Here is a 15,207-nt window from a genome sequence, read left to right as displayed (position 1 = left end):
CCCGGCTTGGACGGAGTTCGTCCATCCTTATCTCCTTTTCGGCAAAAGCTGACGGCGATGTCGGTTTCTGCCCATCCCAAACGTCCTTGGGTGAACAGACAGGGAGAACTTCATGACTCGCAGCAAGGTGGTTTCGCGTGAAGACTGGTTTGAGGCGCACAAGGCGCATCTGGCGCGCGAGAAGGAATTGACACGGTTGCGTGAGCGCATCGCCGCCGAGCGGCGTGAACTGCCCTGGATGAAAATCCGCAAGGACTATGTCTTCGAGACCGAGCAGGGTCCGAAGAACCTGGCCGGACTGTTCGGCGCCAACAGCCAACTGATCGTCTACCACTTCATGATGACGCCAGGATCGAACCACCGCTGCGAAGGATGCTCCTTCCTTGCCGACCATATAGACGGCGCCGATCAGCATCTCAGGCACCACGACGTGTCGCTGGTGGTGGTTGCGCGCGCGCCGCTGGCGGAACTGCTGCCTTACAAGCAGCGTATGGGCTGGAAATTCGACTGGGTGTCGTCCTACGCCTCGGATTTCAACTTCGACATGCAGGTCTCCTTCACCGACAAGCAGATCGCGGCCGGCGACACCACCTACAATTTCGAGACGCGTCCGCGCACGTCAAAGGACCTTCCCGGCACCAGTGTTTTCTACAAGGAAGAGAACGGCGACATATTCCTTACCTTTATGTCGCGCGCCCGCGGCGGCGAGGCCCAGATCGGCACTTACGACTATCTCGACATGACACCGAAGGGCCGCGGCGAAAATGGCCCTTATCATAGCCTGATGGACTGGGTGCGGCTGCATGACGAATATCAGGACAAGCAGGCGGACAAGCCGAACTGCTGCGACTAGAAGCTCGTTCACCTCAGGCGAAACTTGCGCTAAGGCTGCCGCTGATCTCTAAACGGTATCGCCATGCGCTTCCCGGCCCTTCTTACCTGGCTCGCCTACCCCGTTTATGTCTGGCAGGGCCTCGGCGTGCGCCGCCGCACCACCCGCATGCTGCCGGCACAAGGGCCGGTCATGCACGAAATATCGGGCAAGGCGCCGGCCATCTCGCTGCTGGTGCTGGGCGATTCCTCGGCCGCTTCCGTCGGCATCGGCAATTCCGAGAACGGGCTTGCCGCGCAGCTTGCAATGCTGGTCGCAAAACGAACCGGCCTTGCCGTGCGCTGGCGCGCCGCCGGATTCAACTCGGCAACGTCGGGCCAGATCCGCGACCATGTGCTGCCCAATCTGTCGGCCGATCGGTGGACGCATATAGTGCTGGCCATCGGCACCAACGACACCAAGAATTTCCACTCGGTGCCGCGCTTCAAGAAAGAGTTCGGCGGCCTGCTTTACGCGCTGCGCGCCAAATGGCCGGAGGCCCGCGTCGTCTGGTCGCCGGTGCTGGAATTCACCCGTGCGCCGGCCATGCCGCCGCTGCTCGGCAAGATACTCGAAATCCGCGCTACCGCAATGAACCGCATGGGCGAGCGCCTCTGTTTCGAGCGCGGCGCCGTGCCGGCGCCACGGCTGCCGATCACCAACCCTGAGGCCGGCTTTGCCTCCGATGGCTTTCATGCCTCGGAAGCCGGTTACCGCGCCTGGGCCGAACATCTGGTCGGATGGGTGCTCGCCGATTGACCTGAGGGGGCACAAGCTCGGACTGGTGGGCTTCAGAGAACTGACGCGAGTATTTCCAAATACTGTTGATTGCAGCCTGCTTCCAATGGATCTGAGCCAGAATATAATCCAGCAGCAATGGATGAGCTACGGCCTGGATTCCGAAACCGGCAACGACACCTGCACGCTGACCGGCAACCGCGCCGAATCGAGCAAGCATGTCATTCCGGCCGGCCCGGCCAACGCCACGCCTTTTATTGCGGCGAACCTGCCGGAATTCATGACGACGCGCGGTGGCGATTACTTCTTCGTGCCCAGCCTCAACGCCATCCGGATGATTGCCATGGGAACGGTGGACCCGACCTGACCCTCAAGGCTACGTCCAGTGCCCCAGCGCACCCGCCAGCGCGATGGCCGCCATGGCGATCAGGGCCAGCTTCCAGAAATCGCCGCGCCGCTTCAGGCCCGGCCAGCCGAGCGGCTTGATCAGCTGAATGGCCATTATGCCGATGATGACGAGCGCGAGGAGTTTCGACATGCCAGCCTTTGAGCAGCATCGCGACAGGCTGTCAAAGCGGTTCTTGCATGGTCTCGGTCGACTTGGCCATTCCTGACAAAAGGCTCGTTTCCGAACCGACCGCCAAGCACCTCGCAGCTTTCTTCAACGAGCTGACATGCTCCTGACAGACTGCTGTCAGGAGGGGTATGCGATAGTGTCTCCATCAGAGAAGAGGAGATGGTCATGAACAGCTTTGGTATTTTGAACAGCGTACAGCACTATGTCGGCAAGATCCGCACGATGCGCAATGAAGTCCGTACCCAGCGCTTCCTGAACTCCTTGCCGGCGGACATCCGCAAGGACATTGGCTGGCCGGATATGTATGAGGGTCACAGCCGCATTCGCGAGATCTGAGGCGTTTTACATGACAATGCTTGGATGCGGACCCCGCAACGCCCGGATCATTGACATGGACCCCCGGGCGGCGACGCCTTGGGCTGGCGCAAAGACTTTTGGCGCCTGCTACGGACAATGCTGAAGGCTCCTGACAGAATGCTGTCAGGAGCACCATGCCATAAACGTGTCAGGAGACATGAATGGTGAAAAGCTGGAACGACAGGCTGAACACGCCGGGCGTCAACGGCGTGAAGCCGACGCCACGCACAATGGGCGACGTCGTCGAGGGCCAGCCGATGCTGGTGCCGACGCCCCGTCAGGTCGATGATTTCATCCGCACGATCCCCAACGGCGTCGAGATGGATGTACGCGCCTTGCGCACTGCGCTCGCCATCGAGCATGGGGCGCAAGTGACATGTCCGGTCACCATCGGCTATCATCTGCGCACCGTCGCCGAAGCCGCCAATGAGGATCTCGAACGCGGCATGACGCTGAACGATATCACGCCGTACTGGCGTGTGCTCGACGTGAACACGCCGACAACGAAGAAATTGTCCTTCGGCGCGGAATTCGTCGCCGTGCAGCGCAAGCGCGAAGGACTTAAACCATAATGCGTGTCGCCCAAAAGTGCGCAGCGGTTTTTGGGAGAACGACAAGCATAAAACAGGAGATGGATGTCACCCGGAACCGGTTTCGGGACCGTGACATTCATAGAAAAGCAGCCGAGGGACCATACGATGCGACGTGCCGACAGGCTCTTTCAGATCGTGCAGCACCTGCGTGGCGGCCGGCTGGTCACCGCCCAGAAGCTCGGCACATGGCTCGAGGTTTCCGAGCGGACCATCTACCGCGATATCGCCGATTTGCAGTCGACCGGAGTGCCGATCGACGGCGAGGCCGGCGTCGGCTACATGATGAGGGAGGGTTTCGACCTTCCGCCGCTGATGTTCACGCGTGACGAAATCGTCGCGCTGGTCGCCGGCGCCCGCATGGTGCGGGCCTTTGGCGGCGCGGCCATGGCGCGTGCGGCCGACGAGGCGCTGGTCAAGATCGGCGCCGTCCTGCCCGACGCCGAGAAGGACCGCATCGCCCGCACCGAGATCCACACGCCGATGTGGGTGGTGAGCGACGCCGCGCGTGAGGCGATCGACGTGATCGAGCGCGCTGTCGAGAAGCGACAGGTGCTGACCATCGACTACCGCGACGAGGCCGGCCGCGGCACCGGGCGTGACATCCGTCCGCTCGGTCTGTGGTTCTGGGGCAAGGTATGGACGCTGGTTGCCTGGTGCGAGATGCGCGACGATTTCCGCGCCTTCCGCATCGACCGCATCGCCTCGGTGGTCATCGCCGGCCGCATCTTCAAGCCTGAGCGCGGCAAGCAGCTTGCCGACTTCTACCGCGCCGTCGAACGCTCGGAGGACTATGGCATGACGCCGGACCGGGCGGCGCGCAGCTGAGACTTCGACAATCAATGAAAAAGCCCGCTCGAAGCGGGCTTTTTTGATGAACTGTCGCAAACCTTACTCGTCGTCCGCATCTTCCTTCTTGGACTTGAGCGCCGAGAGCTTGGCGAACACGGCGTTGGCGTCCAGTTCGGCATCCTCGTCCTTCGGCTTCTCCGGCGCCGGCACCAGGCGCTCGGTCACGGCAGCCGGGAGCAGCGTGTCGCCGACAGGCTGCGCCTGCTCGCGGCCGCGCGAGGCGCGGTTGACTTCCATGTCGAGGTCGATCTGCGAAGCGAGACCCAGCGTCACCGGGTCCATCGGCTGCAGATTGGCCGAATTCCAGTGCTTGCGCTCGCGGATCTGTTCGATCGTCGACTTGGTCGTGCCGACCAGGCGCGAAATCTGCGCGTCCTTCAATTCCGGATGGTTGCGGACCAGCCACAGGATGGCGTTGGGCCGGTCCTGGCGCTTCGACAGCGGTGTGTAGCGGGGACCCTTGCGCTTGGATTCCGGCACCCGCACCTTGGGGTCGGACAGTTTCAGGCGCTGGTTCGGATCCTTCTCGGCGCGCGCGATCTCGTCGCGGGTCAGCTGTCCGGTCATGATCGGATCCATGCCCTTGATGCCCTGCGCCGATTCGCCGTCGGCGATCGCCTTGACCTCGAGCGGATGCAACCCGCAGAACTGCGCGATCTGCTCGAAGGAAAGCGCGGTGTTGTCGACCAGCCAGACGGCGGTCGCCTTGGGCATCAGCAGCGTATTGGCCATTTCAAAAATCCTTCTCGTTCGCCCGCGTTCCCGCGCGGGCGGTGGTTTAGAGCCACCAAAATGGGAAATTCGCGGCCTGTATAACCGCTCCGCTGCCGTTTCGCAATGTTTTTGGCGCAGGGCGCAGCCGTCGGACACCGGACAGCGGGGGAGGCCAGGAGGACCTCGGCTCCGGCGATCATTGATGCCGAGTTGTAACAGGGGTCCAAAACGACAAAACCCGCCGGACAGGGTCCAGCGGGCTCGGAACCGGCGACGGGATACCGTCTGCGGCGGCTCTTGCTTCTGCCGCGTGGCAGGCCTCATCGGCCGACCAGGCTTCGAATTAGATGGCCTTGCGGGCAATCCTCTCGATGTCGCCGCGGCTGATGCCGAGATCGCTGAGCTGACGGGCGTTGAGCTTGTTCAGCTCGCGCACGGTTTCGTTGTACATACGCCAGTTACGGAAAGCGCGGATCGGGTTCATGGTGTCCTCCAGTTGTTGGATCAAATCGTTTCGATGACGCTTAGATAGGCAGGGCTGCCCACGAATTGAACAGACGTCTTTGCATAGCCGCAATGCAAATGCTGCATTGCAGCATTAAGCTTCTGTTCATCTTGCCGACAGGCTGAGCGCGGAGCATGGCGCGAGCTTCAGGTCAGGCCGAGCCGAGAATGGCGGCTCCCGAGAACCGGCCTACGCCGGCCGTAGCCTTCATAGAGCGGAGGCATTTATGACGGCTTCGGCCGGCGAAGGCCGGAGCGGAGCGTACTTCAGTACGAAGCACCGGCCTACGCCGGACGTAGCCTTAACTGCCGCAACCCCTCATGAGGGCTTCGGCCGGCGAAGGCCGGAAGCGCAGGGAGCCGCCATTCGCAGGCCGGCCTCACCTGGAAGATCGACCCATCTAGCCGACGTCGAGAACGATCTTGCCTATATGCTCGCCCTCTTCCATGCGCTCATGCGCCCGCCAGGCGTCGGTCAGCGGGAAGATCATGTCCATCACCGGCGCTACCTTCCGGGTGCCGAGCAGCGGCCACACCTGTGCTTCCAGTGCGGCGGCGAGCGCCGCCTTGAACTCGACCGTGCGAGGCCGCAGCGTCGAGCCGGTGTGGGTCAGCCGCTTGACCATGATTTTCGAGAAATCGGCGCTCGCCACCGCGCCGGCCTGGACGGCGATCTGGACGATCCTGCCCTCGACCGCGGCGGCCTCGTAGTTGCGCGCGATATAGTCGCCGCCGACCATGTCGAGAATGACGTCGGCCCCGTTGCCGCCGGTCGCATCCTTGACCGCCGCGACGAAATCCTCCTCGCGGTAGTTGATCGCCCGGTCGGCGCCGAGTTTCAGGCAGGCGTCGCATTTTTCCTTGCTGCCGGCGGTGGTGACGACATAGGCGCCGAAGGCCGACGCCAGCTGGATCGCCGTGGTGCCGATGCCCGATGAGCCGCCATGGACCAGCAGCGTCTCACCCTTTTTCAGGCCGCCGCGCTCGAACACATTGTGCCAGACGGTGAAATAGTTTTCCGGAACCGCGGCCGCCTCCGTGTGGGTGAAGCCGGCGGGCAGCGGCAGCACGCTGCCGGCATGCACCTTGACATATTCTGCATAACCGCCCCCCGGCGTCAGCGCGCAGACCCGGTCGCCGATGCGCCAGCGCGATATCTCGTCGCCAAGGGCGGCCACTTCGCCCGATGCCTCGAGACCGGGCAGGTCGGAAGCGCCGGGCGGCGCCGGATAGGCGCCCTTGCGCTGCTGCACGTCGGGGCGGTTGACGCCGGCCGCACGCACCCGGATCAGGATTTCGCCGGGACCAGGCACCGGCACGTGGCGCGTTTCCGGTTTCAGCACCCGCGGCCCGCCCGGTTGCGAAATTGCAATGGCCCTCATTGTGGCTGGAATTTTATGTCCGCTCGCCATGAAATTTCCCGTCTCGGTCCGCCGGTCTGTCGCCGGCTGCCAGCTTCTTGCCGGCTGTTTGCATCTACGCCCCTGCCCTATGTATGCTGATTGCCGGATCAGGCAAATGGCCAAATCAGCCCAATACTGAATAGGGATGAGCGACGATGGCGATCTTCGACGACGAGCCCAAAAAGAAAGCCCGCCCGCATGAGATCGGACAGGATCTGGCGCTGCTTTCGGTCGGTGACCTGACCGAACGGATCAGCATCCTGCGCGAGGAGATTGCCCGGCTCGAAGCCGAGCTCCAGACCAAGGGCAGCACCAAATCGGCGGCCGAAGCCCTGTTTCGCCGCGGCTAGTTTTCGCATTAGTTTCGGCGTTGAGCATCCGCCGCCGAAAAGCCCGAATGCGCCTGTCTTCAGACCCCGCCACCGAATCTCCAGACGGATCAAACAATGTTTGCAAGCTACAGGCCGATCCTCTCGCTGCTTCGCGGCACCGCTTTCCTGCTCGCGGCTTCGGGGCTGCACGGCCTGTTGTTGCCGTTGCGCGGCCAGCTCGAAGGGTTTTCGACCGCATCGCTCGGTCTGATGGGCACGGCCTGGGCCGGTGGCTTCGTCACCGGCTGCTTCTTCGCACCGCGCCTGGTGCGCCGCGCCGGCCACGTCCGGGCGTTCGGCGCCTTTGCCGCTTCGGGCGCCATCGTGGCGTTGCTTACCGGCCTGATCATCGACGAATATGTCTGGATCCTGCTGCGCGCCTTCACCGGTTTCACCATGGCCGGAGCCTTCATGGTCATCGAAAGCTGGCTGAACGAGAAGGCCACCAACGAGAACCGCGGCACCGTCTTCGGCCTCTACATGATGGTCACCTATGCCTCGATCATGGGCGGCCAAATGATCGTTGCCGGCGGCGACGTCAGATCGGCATCGCTGTTCATGATTACCGGCATATTGTTCTGCCTGTCGCTGATCCCGACCGCGGTGTCGTCGGCTTCGTCTCCCAAGCCTTTGCAGGACGTCAAGCTCGACGTCAAAGGTCTCTACGCCAACTCGCCGGTGTCGGCGATCGCCTGCCTGTTGGTCGGTATCGCCAATGGCGCCTGGGGCACGCTTGGCGCCGTCTACGGCGCCCGTATCGGCATCTCCACCGCCCAGATCGCACTGATGATGAGCCTTGTCGTTATTGCCGGCGCGGCCATGCAGCTTCCGGCCGGACGCCTCTCCGACAAGACCGACCGCCGTTTCGTGCTGGCGGGCGCGGCTTTCGGCGCCGCACTGTTCGCCATCCTGATCTTCCTGTTCGAACCGCGTTTCGCCGTCCTCGTCATTGTCTTCGCCGCCGCCTACGGCGCCTTTGCCTACACGCTCTATTCGATCGCCGTGGCGCATGCCAACGACCACGCCCGATCGGAGGATTTCGTCAAGGTCTCGGGCGGCCTGCTGCTTCTGTATGGCTTCGGAACCATGATCGGGCCCTTGCTGGCTGCCGCCCTGATGGGCTGGCTCCGCCCCGAAGGCCTGTTCCTGGCCACCGCGCTGGCGCATCTCAGCCTCGCCGCCTACACGTTGCTGCGCATCAGCCGCCGCGCGCCGGTGCCGATCGAAGACCGCGATGCCTTCAAGACCCAGCCGGCCGATCGCTCGGTCACCCCTGAAGCACTGCGGCTCAGAAAAGCGGAAGCCGACGGTTGAGATTTGAAAAGCTTTGCCCCACAAGTATAGGCATGATCTTTTCTGACGCCTTCATGGCGATTGCCGACCCCAACCGGCGCTATCTTCTGGAAGAGCTCCGGCGTGGCCCGAAAACCGTCAACGAACTGGCTTCGGGCCTTCCAGTCTCCCGCCCGGCCGTGTCCCAGCATTTGAAAGTGTTGCTGGACGCCGGTCTGGTTCAGGCCAGGGCCGAGGGCACGAGGCGGGTCTATACAGTCAGCAGTGCCGGCTTCCTCAAGCTCAATATTTGGCTTGATCAGTTCTGGGAAGCATAGGCCGCGATTCCAGCTCGCCTCCCTGGCTTTCAAGTGTCCGTTGCCAGCGCCTTGCCCAGCGCATCGAGCAGGAATCCGGTACCATGCTCGCGCGATGACGGTGTGTCGTGCCCATCGAGAAACGCGCCCTGCTCGGTCAGCACCAGACGCGTGCCCGTGCCTTCCGGGCGAAGCTCAATTGTCGCCAGCGAAACCGAGATTCTGACATCACCGAACAGCATGTCGTAGCTGTAGACGATGCGCTGGTTGGGCACGATGTCCTGATAGGTGGCGGTATAGGTGTGGATCGGCCCGTCCTTCGGCCCGCCGGCATTGACCTCCTGGCCGCCGACGCGAAAATCCATTTCGTGCCTGTGGGTCATCGGGTTGTCGGGGTCGGCGAACCAGCGCCGCTTGGCGGCCGGATCGCTGAGCGCGAAATAGACTTTCGCCGGTGCAACTGGATAGAGGCGCTCGAGGACGAAGGTGGAGTGGACGACGGATCGTTCGGCCATAGTCAGGTCCTCTTGGTCAGCTTGATGGTTTCTGCGCGACGAAGACACCGTCGCGATAGGACGCGCCGAAATAGACTTCGACGGCGCGCAACCTGTCGTCATGGAACAGATGCAGTTCGGTGTTGCGGAAGGTCTTTCCGTCCGCCGTCTCGCAGCGATAGAGGACAAAGGCGGCGTCCTCGTCCTCGCATATCCGCTCGATGACGATCGAGCTGAAGGCCGGGCTGTCCGGCCAGCAGCGCTCGAAATAGGTCGCACGGTCGATGGCGTCGTCATAAGGGCTGGTGAAGGTGAAATCGTCGGCGAGCACCGCCGCGACGGCAGCCTTGTTATTCGCCTGGTAGGCGGAAAAATAACCGCGGATCAACTCCGCTCTGCTTTTGCCGGGCATGGTCATTTCTCCTCTGCTTCAGGTCATTCGGTCTCGGCGAGAAAATCGCCGAGCCGGTCGAGCCGACGCTCCCATGTCAGCCGCCGTTCGTTGATCCAGTGTTCTGCGCTGCGCAGCGCCTGCGGCGCGATCTGGCAGGTGCGCACGCGGCCGAGCTTTTCCGAGCGCACCAGCCCGCTTGCTTCGAGCACGTTGAGATGCTGGACGACGGCCGACAGCGACATCGCCAGCGGTTCGGCCAACTGGCTGACCGAGGCCGGCCCACGCGACAGCCGCTCGACCATGCTGCGCCTGGCCGGGTCTGCGAGCGCCTGGAACATCAGGTCGAGCTGGGCGGGATCGTGCAGCATCGCGATCAGCCGTTATTGTAGGGAAAGAACTTGAAGTAGGGCTGCGCCTCCTCGACCACCCGGGCGAAGGACGGCCGCTTGAGCAGGCGGTCGTGGTAGTGTTTCAGGGCCGGATAGCTGTCGCCGAACGGCTCGACCTTGTTGGCGTAGAACAGCGCCGGCGAGGCCGCGCAGTCGGCCATGGTGAAGGTGGGGCCGGCCGCCCAGAGTTTCGAACGCATCTCCTCCTCGATGATCGCATAGGCGTTGCGCAGTTGCACGCGCGCCTCATCGACCCCGAACGGATCGGTCTTGTCCTGCGGGCGCAACCTGTCGCCGACGATCTTCTGCATCGGCGCCTGCACGTAGAAATCGTAGAAACGGTCGGCCTGGCGGACCTGGAGGGCAAGGTCGGCCTCGGCCGGGATGAGCTCGACCGGCCCGGGATAATGCGCGGCCAGATATTCGATGACGATGGTCGATTCCAGCACCGTGCGATTGCGTGCATCGTCACGCAGCGCCGGCATCTTGCCGGTCGGCGACACCTTCAGGAACGCTGCCCGCGACTGCTCGTCGCCGAGGTCGACGATAACCGGCGTAAAGGGCGTATCGTTCTCGTAAAACGCAATCAGCGGTTTCCAGCAGAACGATGCCAGCGGATGGAAATGGAACGTCAGGGACATTTTTTGCTTGTCTGTTTGCGGTTCGTCGATGCTGGAGCGGTGCCAGCCAGCGCCGACACTGAAGCATTTACTTAACTATTTCCATGAGGCGAATGTGTCAAGGTTCCAGACTGCCTTCAGGGTTCGGTATGCGCCACGATGGCGGCGACGATCGTGCCCCAGTCGTCGGGATGCAGTTCGTGGCCACCGCCTTCGACGCGGACAAGCCGCCCGCCGGCAACAGCGTCGGCAAGCACTGCGCCATGCTCGACCGGAAAGATCGGATCCGATGTCCCGTGAATGACGAGCAGCGGAACTTTGATCTCGCGCAGGCGTCCTTTCAGATCCTCGCCGCCCTTCAGCATGAAATGGTTGGTCGCGCTCAGGAAGCCGCCGGATCGGTCGTAGTCCTGTTGGACGAACGCCCGCATCGCCTTCTCGTCGAACGGATGCGCGGTGCTGGCGATCGCACGCGCATCCTTGACAACGAAGCCGATCACCTGGTCGCGGTCCGACCAATCGACCTTGGCGCCATCGGCCGAGTGCTCCATATAGGCCTCGGTCGTCGCCGGCAGGTGCGATGTATCGATCCCCACCGGCGAACTGCTGATCACCGTCAGTGTGATGACACGCGAGGGATGTCTCAACGCCAGTCCTTGCGCGATCATGCCGCCCCATTGACATCCCGACCACATGCGCCTTGCCGATGCCGCAACCGTCGAGGACGCGCACCGCATCGTCCGCCATGTCGTCGAAGGTATACGGCGGCTCGCCCGTCGCATATTTGGTCGACAGGCCGGTATCGCGATTGTCGTAGCGGATCACGAAACGGCCCTCGCCGGCGAGTTTTTTGCAGAGCGCCTCCGGCCCCCACAGCATCGAGGCCATGGCGCCCATGATCAGCAGAACGGTTGGATCGCCGGGATCCCAAACGTCTGGGAGACGATTTCGGGTGCTGCGGCCCGTGTCATGGGACTCTCCTCGCATGGGCCAATCAATGGCCAACCAAACTGATTGCGTTTTGCTATCGGTTGCACGATAATAAAACTGATACGATAATGCAACTGGTTTTTGAGGAGAGTCGGATGAAAACCGAACACCGCTCGGGATGCCCTATCAATCTGTCGCTGGAAGTGTTCGGCGATCGCTGGAGCCTGATCATCCTGCGCGACATGATTTTTGGCGGCAAACGCCACTTTCGCGAACTGCTCAACGGCTCGATCGAGGGCATCGCTTCCAACATCCTGGCCGACCGGCTGAAGCGGCTGATGGAACTCGGCATGCTGACCAAGGCCGACGACCCCTCGCACAAGCAGAAGGCGATCTACAGCCTGACCGAGATGGCTATCACGCTGGTGCCGATCATGGCGCATCTCGGCGCTTGGGGCCGCGTCTGGCTGCCGGTGAGCGAGGAGCTTTCGATCCGCGCCGAACTGCTGGAGAAAGGCGGGCCGCCAATGTGGGAGCAGTTCATGGACGAGTTGCGCCATGACCATCTGGGCACGCCTGTCGCCACACCCGCGCAGCCTTCCGTCCGCGCTACATTGCAGGCCGGATATGAGGCGGTGGTCGCCCGCAAGGCGTCGAGCGGCATCGAGGCCCCGGCCGCTTGACCAACTTATTTCCCCATTATCAGGCCGGCTCTGCTATCAAGGGGCTGAAAAACATAATTTATGGGATGGATAACGCTCTTGGTCGAGAACTCTAAGGATACTGCCCGCGCCCGGGCGGATATGCGTTTCAAGAAGCAGGAAGAGGCCGCCACGGTGCGGCAAAAGGCGATGGCGGAGTATGTCGCCGAGGCCGACGCCCGCCAGGCCAAGACCAACAAGCTCCGGGCATTGCGCCTTGCCAAGGAAGCGGAAGACCTCGCCAACGCCCCTGCCGTTCCGGTCAAGAAAGCGCCCCGAGCCAAGAAAAAATAGCGCGGCCTTCTTCATCGACGCCCGATCTGGATGCCGGCGGATCGTATCCGCCGCCATGTGCCACGATCAGCAATGCCCGCCATTTCCGCTTTCCCACGCGAAGCAATTTCAACCGCAACCGGGATTTCGCATCCCGCATGTCAGGTCGATGATTGACGCGTTTTGATCAGGAGACAGCCATGACCGCACTGACCCTCGAAAAAGCCAAGCACATCATCGACGCCGCCTTCGCCAAGGGCGCCGAGCTGAAGCTCAAGCCGCTCGGCGTTTCCGTGCTGGACGCCGGCGCGCATCTCGTCGCCTTCCAGCGTCAGGACGGAGCCTCGTTCCTGCGCCCGCAAATGTCGGCCGGCAAGGCCTATGGGGCGCTGGCCATCGGCATGGGCTCGCGCCGTGTCGAGGCTTTCGCCAAGGAGCGGCCGCATCTCGTCGCCGGCATTTCGGACGTTTCGGGTGGACGCGTGTTGCCGGTCGTCGGCGGCGTACTGATCCGCGACAAGGCAGGCGCCGTCATCGGCGCCGTCGGAATTTCGGGAGATACGTCGGACAATGACGAAGCCGCCGCCATCGCCGGCATCGAAGCGGCGGGCTTCACCGCCGATCCGGGCTGAGGGGGAGCTTCGTCATCCCAGGGCGAAGCAGGAACGAAACTCCGTCGCGAAGACCCTGGGATCCATGCCGCGACCTTTGCCGCAAGTGTAAGCGGAGCAGAATTCTGAACCGTTGCAACGCCTTAGCTTCACGGAATGGATCCCAGGGTCTGCGCCGCGTCGCTTCGCTCCTTGCTTCGCCCCAGGATGACGACCAGAAAGAGCAGCCACGCCAATCGCGAACGGATGCGACCATCCAACGAAGGCGGCTAGTTCAAATTTATGTCTCTACTCGCCGACCGCATCGACACCGAAAACCCGGCCAGCACATCGAACAGGGCGATCACCATCAGCGTGAAGAAGACGGAGTGCGCCGCGCCCTTCACCAGCAGGAATTCGACCAGGAACGCCACGAAGACCAGCGTCGACAACAGATGGTCCATGATCGAGGCGTTCGTGGTGCGCACCGACTTCACCATTTCCAGGAACAGGAAGATCAGCCCGATCACCACCATCAGGTCGCCGAGCGTCATCGAGAACACCCCGCCCGACATCATGCTGAACGAGAAGATCTCGGTCGCCCACGGATCGTCGCCGCTGCCGAATATTCCGAGGAGTCCGAGATTGTAGGCCACGAAGGGCACGATCAGCAGCGGGATGGCACCGAACATCAGGCGTCTCCTCTAGCAATCCAGGAAAGCGGTTTCCCAAGGAATTGCCTAAACAATGGGGGCACCTTCTGTAGAATGCCCCGCAGGCACGCCGTCAAGATTTTTCGCTAGCGCCCGCAAACACGGAAAAAGACCGCGCGAAACAACCCTGTCAGCCACAGTTGCCCCGGCTGACCACCGACACGCCGGGATTCAGCGCTTGAACTGGCCTGTCCGCACGGCGGCGCCGATAGCGTTGAGGATGAAAAGGCCGGCGGTCATCGAGGTGATCTCGTTGACGTCGCGCGCCGGCGCGATCTCGACGATGTCGATGCCGACGACACTTCCCTTGGCGAACAGCCCCTTGATCAGCTCGATCGTCTGCCGGTAGCTGATGCCGCCAGGCGCCGGCCCTTCGACCGCCGGCATGACAGCGGGATCGAGACCGTCGGCATCGATGGTCAGGTAATAGCGGCCGCCGTCCGGGATGCGCTTGAGCAGCGCCGCCGTACCGATATCCTGCCATTCATTGGCGGTGACGATGTTGGAGCCGTAGGCGCGGGCCGCCTCGACCTCCTCGAGCCGGGCGCTGCCCTGGCCGCGGATGCCGAGCTGGAAAATCCCGGCTATATGCGCCATCTCCGAAGCGCGGCGGATGGGGCTGGAATAGCCTTCCCTGACCCCGTTGACATTGTCGCGCCAGTCGAGATGGGCATCGATCTGAACCAGGGTGATCGGCCCTTCGCCATCAAGCGCCCGCAGGATCGGGATCGGAATGCCGTGATCGCCGCCAATGGTGATCGGCAAGGCGCCGGCGACGCGGATCTTGCGGATCGCCGTTTCGGCCAACCTGTAGTGGCTGCCGGCCGCATCGCCGGGGACATCGCCGACATCGACCACCTTGACGTCCTCCCCGTCGAACAGGGTTCCGCCAATGTCGAAATCATAGCGGTCGAGCCCGAGGCTGATGCGCTGCGAGGCGCGCCGCACCGCGGTCGGCGCCTTGGTCTGGTCGTTGACCAGCTCGTCGATCGTGTAGGGACTGCCGTAAGGCATGCCGATGATGGCGACATCCGCCTTCAGCGCATCGAGGTCCTCGACCAGCGGGAAGTTCATGAAGGTCTGGAAGATATCGCGGGGTGCTGTGGTGAGCTTGGTCATGCGGTCCCTCTGAAGCCGGTCGATCATCGCGCGGAAGCGCCGCGACAAGGCATGCGGACTCAATACAGCACCGCCCCCGCAGCTTGTATCGCCACGGACGCCCGGTCTTTGGCATAGTTGGCGGCGCGGCGCACCAAACGCAAAAAAACCGGCCAATGGCCGGTTCTTTTGGTATTCAAACCCTTCGAAAGCTGGTCTCAGCTTTCCTTGGGCGTCAGCACCTGGCGACCGCGATACATGCCGGTCTTCAGGTCGATATGGTGCGGGCGGCGCATTTCGCCGGAATTCTTGTCCTCGACATAGGTCGGGGCCTTGAGAGCGTCGGCCGAGCGGCGCATGCCGCGCTTGGACGGAGAGGTTTTTCGTTTCGGAACGGCCATGGATATGCTCCACTACATGGTCAAAATGCCCCGATAGC

General features: G+C 62.6%; 23 protein-coding genes and 1 pseudogene. 12 read left to right on the top strand and 12 right to left on the bottom strand.

Annotated elements, in window-relative coordinates:
- The first annotated feature begins 112 nt into the window (after positions 1-112).
- The 3 genes from NKI46_RS19980 (at position 113) to NKI46_RS19970 (ending at position 1,976) form a co-directional block, all read left to right on the top strand.
- Positions 113-853, top strand: coding sequence for a DUF899 domain-containing protein (locus NKI46_RS19980; RefSeq protein ID WP_023693666.1), 741 nt, complete (start codon positions 113-115; stop codon positions 851-853).
- 63 nt (positions 854-916) lie between these two features.
- Complete coding sequence (locus tag NKI46_RS19975; protein ID WP_023706280.1) at positions 917-1,630, top strand: SGNH/GDSL hydrolase family protein; 714 nt, start codon at positions 917-919, stop codon at positions 1,628-1,630.
- 121 nt (positions 1,631-1,751) lie between these two features.
- Entirely contained in the window at positions 1,752-1,976 is a 225-nt protein-coding gene (locus NKI46_RS19970) for a hypothetical protein (protein WP_156933971.1), read from the top strand.
- A 9-nt stretch (positions 1,977-1,985) separates the two neighbouring features.
- Here the strand turns inward: NKI46_RS19970 and NKI46_RS19965 are convergent, their stop codons facing one another.
- Positions 1,986-2,147, bottom strand: a complete 162-nt coding sequence (locus tag NKI46_RS19965) for a hypothetical protein (RefSeq protein WP_352747526.1) — start codon at positions 2,145-2,147, stop codon at positions 1,986-1,988.
- 204 nt (positions 2,148-2,351) lie between these two features.
- On the opposite strand from NKI46_RS19965, the gene NKI46_RS19960 reads away from it, so the two are divergent.
- The 3 genes from NKI46_RS19960 to NKI46_RS19950 all read left to right on the top strand — a co-directional run bounded on the left by NKI46_RS19960 (position 2,352) and on the right by NKI46_RS19950 (position 3,961).
- Positions 2,352-2,522 carry a hypothetical protein gene (locus NKI46_RS19960; protein WP_023670139.1) on the top strand — a complete coding sequence of 57 codons (171 nt, stop codon included), beginning with the start codon at positions 2,352-2,354 and terminating at the stop codon, positions 2,520-2,522.
- Between the two features lie 182 nt (positions 2,523-2,704).
- A complete protein-coding gene (locus NKI46_RS19955; RefSeq protein WP_031196067.1) occupies positions 2,705-3,115 on the top strand; it encodes a hypothetical protein in 411 nt (136 codons plus the stop codon).
- Between the two features lie 126 nt (positions 3,116-3,241).
- Positions 3,242-3,961, top strand: a complete 720-nt coding sequence (locus tag NKI46_RS19950) for a helix-turn-helix transcriptional regulator (protein WP_023683994.1) — start codon at positions 3,242-3,244, stop codon at positions 3,959-3,961.
- 63 nt (positions 3,962-4,024) lie between these two features.
- On the opposite strand, the gene NKI46_RS19945 is transcribed toward NKI46_RS19950, so the two are convergent.
- From NKI46_RS19945 to NKI46_RS19935, 3 genes are all read right to left on the bottom strand, one after another.
- Entirely contained in the window at positions 4,025-4,717 is a 693-nt protein-coding gene (locus NKI46_RS19945; protein ID WP_023670142.1) for a DUF1013 domain-containing protein, read from the bottom strand.
- 325 nt (positions 4,718-5,042) lie between these two features.
- Entirely contained in the window at positions 5,043-5,183 is a 141-nt protein-coding gene (locus tag NKI46_RS19940) for a DUF1127 domain-containing protein (protein WP_023670143.1), read from the bottom strand.
- 421 nt (positions 5,184-5,604) lie between these two features.
- A complete protein-coding gene (locus NKI46_RS19935) occupies positions 5,605-6,615 on the bottom strand; it encodes an NAD(P)H-quinone oxidoreductase (RefSeq protein ID WP_031198035.1) in 1,011 nt (336 codons plus the stop codon).
- A gap of 146 nt (positions 6,616-6,761) precedes the next feature.
- Between NKI46_RS19935 and NKI46_RS19930 the strand changes: the two genes are divergently transcribed.
- The 3 genes from NKI46_RS19930 to NKI46_RS19920 all read left to right on the top strand — a co-directional run bounded on the left by NKI46_RS19930 (position 6,762) and on the right by NKI46_RS19920 (position 8,587).
- A complete protein-coding gene (locus tag NKI46_RS19930; RefSeq protein ID WP_023701314.1) occupies positions 6,762-6,956 on the top strand; it encodes a DUF1192 domain-containing protein in 195 nt (64 codons plus the stop codon).
- A gap of 96 nt (positions 6,957-7,052) precedes the next feature.
- The gene (locus tag NKI46_RS19925; protein WP_023715030.1) at positions 7,053-8,291 is read left to right on the top strand and encodes an MFS transporter; all 1,239 of its coding nucleotides are present in this window, start codon (positions 7,053-7,055) and stop codon (positions 8,289-8,291) included.
- Positions 8,292-8,323: 32 nt separating this feature from the next.
- A complete protein-coding gene (locus tag NKI46_RS19920; protein ID WP_023690079.1) occupies positions 8,324-8,587 on the top strand; it encodes an ArsR/SmtB family transcription factor in 264 nt (87 codons plus the stop codon).
- Positions 8,588-8,616: 29 nt separating this feature from the next.
- Here NKI46_RS19920 and NKI46_RS19915 read toward each other — a convergent pair whose 3' ends face one another.
- From NKI46_RS19915 to NKI46_RS19895, 5 genes and pseudogenes are all read right to left on the bottom strand, one after another.
- A complete protein-coding gene (locus NKI46_RS19915; protein ID WP_023715031.1) occupies positions 8,617-9,081 on the bottom strand; it encodes an SRPBCC family protein in 465 nt (154 codons plus the stop codon).
- Positions 9,082-9,097: 16 nt separating this feature from the next.
- The gene (locus NKI46_RS19910) at positions 9,098-9,472 is read right to left on the bottom strand and encodes a nuclear transport factor 2 family protein (protein ID WP_032887163.1); all 375 of its coding nucleotides are present in this window, start codon (positions 9,470-9,472) and stop codon (positions 9,098-9,100) included.
- A 23-nt stretch (positions 9,473-9,495) separates the two neighbouring features.
- The gene (locus NKI46_RS19905) at positions 9,496-9,822 is read right to left on the bottom strand and encodes an ArsR/SmtB family transcription factor (RefSeq protein WP_031198036.1); all 327 of its coding nucleotides are present in this window, start codon (positions 9,820-9,822) and stop codon (positions 9,496-9,498) included.
- A 5-nt stretch (positions 9,823-9,827) separates the two neighbouring features.
- A complete protein-coding gene (locus NKI46_RS19900) occupies positions 9,828-10,484 on the bottom strand; it encodes a glutathione S-transferase family protein (RefSeq protein WP_023715032.1) in 657 nt (218 codons plus the stop codon).
- A 116-nt stretch (positions 10,485-10,600) separates the two neighbouring features.
- Positions 10,601-11,434 (bottom strand): annotated as a pseudogene (locus tag NKI46_RS19895) (alpha/beta fold hydrolase).
- 114 nt (positions 11,435-11,548) lie between these two features.
- Here NKI46_RS19895 and NKI46_RS19890 point away from each other — a divergent pair.
- From NKI46_RS19890 to NKI46_RS19880, 3 genes are all read left to right on the top strand, one after another.
- Positions 11,549-12,076: a winged helix-turn-helix transcriptional regulator gene (locus tag NKI46_RS19890; RefSeq protein ID WP_023670151.1), complete on the top strand. Its 528-nt coding sequence runs from the start codon at positions 11,549-11,551 to the stop codon at positions 12,074-12,076.
- A gap of 78 nt (positions 12,077-12,154) precedes the next feature.
- Positions 12,155-12,388, top strand: coding sequence for a hypothetical protein (locus tag NKI46_RS19885; RefSeq protein ID WP_023684002.1), 234 nt, complete (start codon positions 12,155-12,157; stop codon positions 12,386-12,388).
- Positions 12,389-12,567: 179 nt separating this feature from the next.
- Positions 12,568-12,999: a GlcG/HbpS family heme-binding protein gene (locus tag NKI46_RS19880; RefSeq protein ID WP_023690074.1), complete on the top strand. Its 432-nt coding sequence runs from the start codon at positions 12,568-12,570 to the stop codon at positions 12,997-12,999.
- A gap of 248 nt (positions 13,000-13,247) precedes the next feature.
- Here NKI46_RS19880 and NKI46_RS19875 read toward each other — a convergent pair whose 3' ends face one another.
- The 3 genes from NKI46_RS19875 to rpmF all read right to left on the bottom strand — a co-directional run bounded on the left by NKI46_RS19875 (position 13,248) and on the right by rpmF (position 15,169).
- Entirely contained in the window at positions 13,248-13,649 is a 402-nt protein-coding gene (locus NKI46_RS19875; RefSeq protein ID WP_023670154.1) for a hypothetical protein, read from the bottom strand.
- A 192-nt stretch (positions 13,650-13,841) separates the two neighbouring features.
- A complete protein-coding gene (locus tag NKI46_RS19870; protein ID WP_023737377.1) occupies positions 13,842-14,789 on the bottom strand; it encodes an agmatinase in 948 nt (315 codons plus the stop codon).
- A 197-nt stretch (positions 14,790-14,986) separates the two neighbouring features.
- Entirely contained in the window at positions 14,987-15,169 is a 183-nt protein-coding gene (gene rpmF / locus NKI46_RS19865; protein WP_008834724.1) for a 50S ribosomal protein L32, read from the bottom strand.
- Positions 15,170-15,207 lie beyond the last annotated feature (38 nt).

This window comes from Mesorhizobium sp. M0615 (assembly GCF_040320805.1).
Classification (GTDB): Bacteria; Pseudomonadota; Alphaproteobacteria; order Rhizobiales; family Rhizobiaceae; genus Mesorhizobium.
The sequence above is the reverse complement of the archived record's forward strand: the minus strand, read 5'-3'. Positions and strand labels throughout refer to the sequence as shown.

Excerpts from the sequence above, each read along its gene's own strand:
- NKI46_RS19980 (WP_023693666.1), top strand. The coding sequence starts at position 113 with ATGACTCGCAGCAAGGTGGTTTCGCGTGAAGACTGGTTTGAGGCGCAC.
- NKI46_RS19975 (WP_023706280.1), top strand. The coding sequence starts at position 917 with ATGCGCTTCCCGGCCCTTCTTACCTGGCTCGCCTACCCCGTTTATGTC.
- NKI46_RS19970 (WP_156933971.1), top strand. The coding sequence starts at position 1,752 with ATGAGCTACGGCCTGGATTCCGAAACCGGCAACGACACCTGCACGCTG.
- NKI46_RS19965 (WP_352747526.1), bottom strand. The coding sequence starts at position 2,147 with ATGTCGAAACTCCTCGCGCTCGTCATCATCGGCATAATGGCCATTCAG.
- NKI46_RS19960 (WP_023670139.1), top strand. The coding sequence starts at position 2,352 with ATGAACAGCTTTGGTATTTTGAACAGCGTACAGCACTATGTCGGCAAG.
- NKI46_RS19955 (WP_031196067.1), top strand. The coding sequence starts at position 2,705 with ATGGTGAAAAGCTGGAACGACAGGCTGAACACGCCGGGCGTCAACGGC.
- NKI46_RS19950 (WP_023683994.1), top strand. The coding sequence starts at position 3,242 with ATGCGACGTGCCGACAGGCTCTTTCAGATCGTGCAGCACCTGCGTGGC.
- NKI46_RS19945 (WP_023670142.1), bottom strand. The coding sequence starts at position 4,717 with ATGGCCAATACGCTGCTGATGCCCAAGGCGACCGCCGTCTGGCTGGTC.
- NKI46_RS19940 (WP_023670143.1), bottom strand. The coding sequence starts at position 5,183 with ATGAACCCGATCCGCGCTTTCCGTAACTGGCGTATGTACAACGAAACC.
- NKI46_RS19935 (WP_031198035.1), bottom strand. The coding sequence starts at position 6,615 with ATGGCGAGCGGACATAAAATTCCAGCCACAATGAGGGCCATTGCAATT.
- NKI46_RS19930 (WP_023701314.1), top strand. The coding sequence starts at position 6,762 with ATGGCGATCTTCGACGACGAGCCCAAAAAGAAAGCCCGCCCGCATGAG.
- NKI46_RS19925 (WP_023715030.1), top strand. The coding sequence starts at position 7,053 with ATGTTTGCAAGCTACAGGCCGATCCTCTCGCTGCTTCGCGGCACCGCT.
- NKI46_RS19920 (WP_023690079.1), top strand. The coding sequence starts at position 8,324 with ATGATCTTTTCTGACGCCTTCATGGCGATTGCCGACCCCAACCGGCGC.
- NKI46_RS19915 (WP_023715031.1), bottom strand. The coding sequence starts at position 9,081 with ATGGCCGAACGATCCGTCGTCCACTCCACCTTCGTCCTCGAGCGCCTC.
- NKI46_RS19910 (WP_032887163.1), bottom strand. The coding sequence starts at position 9,472 with ATGCCCGGCAAAAGCAGAGCGGAGTTGATCCGCGGTTATTTTTCCGCC.
- NKI46_RS19905 (WP_031198036.1), bottom strand. The coding sequence starts at position 9,822 with ATGCTGCACGATCCCGCCCAGCTCGACCTGATGTTCCAGGCGCTCGCA.
- NKI46_RS19900 (WP_023715032.1), bottom strand. The coding sequence starts at position 10,484 with ATGTCCCTGACGTTCCATTTCCATCCGCTGGCATCGTTCTGCTGGAAA.
- NKI46_RS19890 (WP_023670151.1), top strand. The coding sequence starts at position 11,549 with ATGAAAACCGAACACCGCTCGGGATGCCCTATCAATCTGTCGCTGGAA.
- NKI46_RS19880 (WP_023690074.1), top strand. The coding sequence starts at position 12,568 with ATGACCGCACTGACCCTCGAAAAAGCCAAGCACATCATCGACGCCGCC.
- NKI46_RS19875 (WP_023670154.1), bottom strand. The coding sequence starts at position 13,649 with ATGTTCGGTGCCATCCCGCTGCTGATCGTGCCCTTCGTGGCCTACAAT.
- NKI46_RS19870 (WP_023737377.1), bottom strand. The coding sequence starts at position 14,789 with ATGACCAAGCTCACCACAGCACCCCGCGATATCTTCCAGACCTTCATG.
- rpmF (WP_008834724.1), bottom strand. The coding sequence starts at position 15,169 with ATGGCCGTTCCGAAACGAAAAACCTCTCCGTCCAAGCGCGGCATGCGC.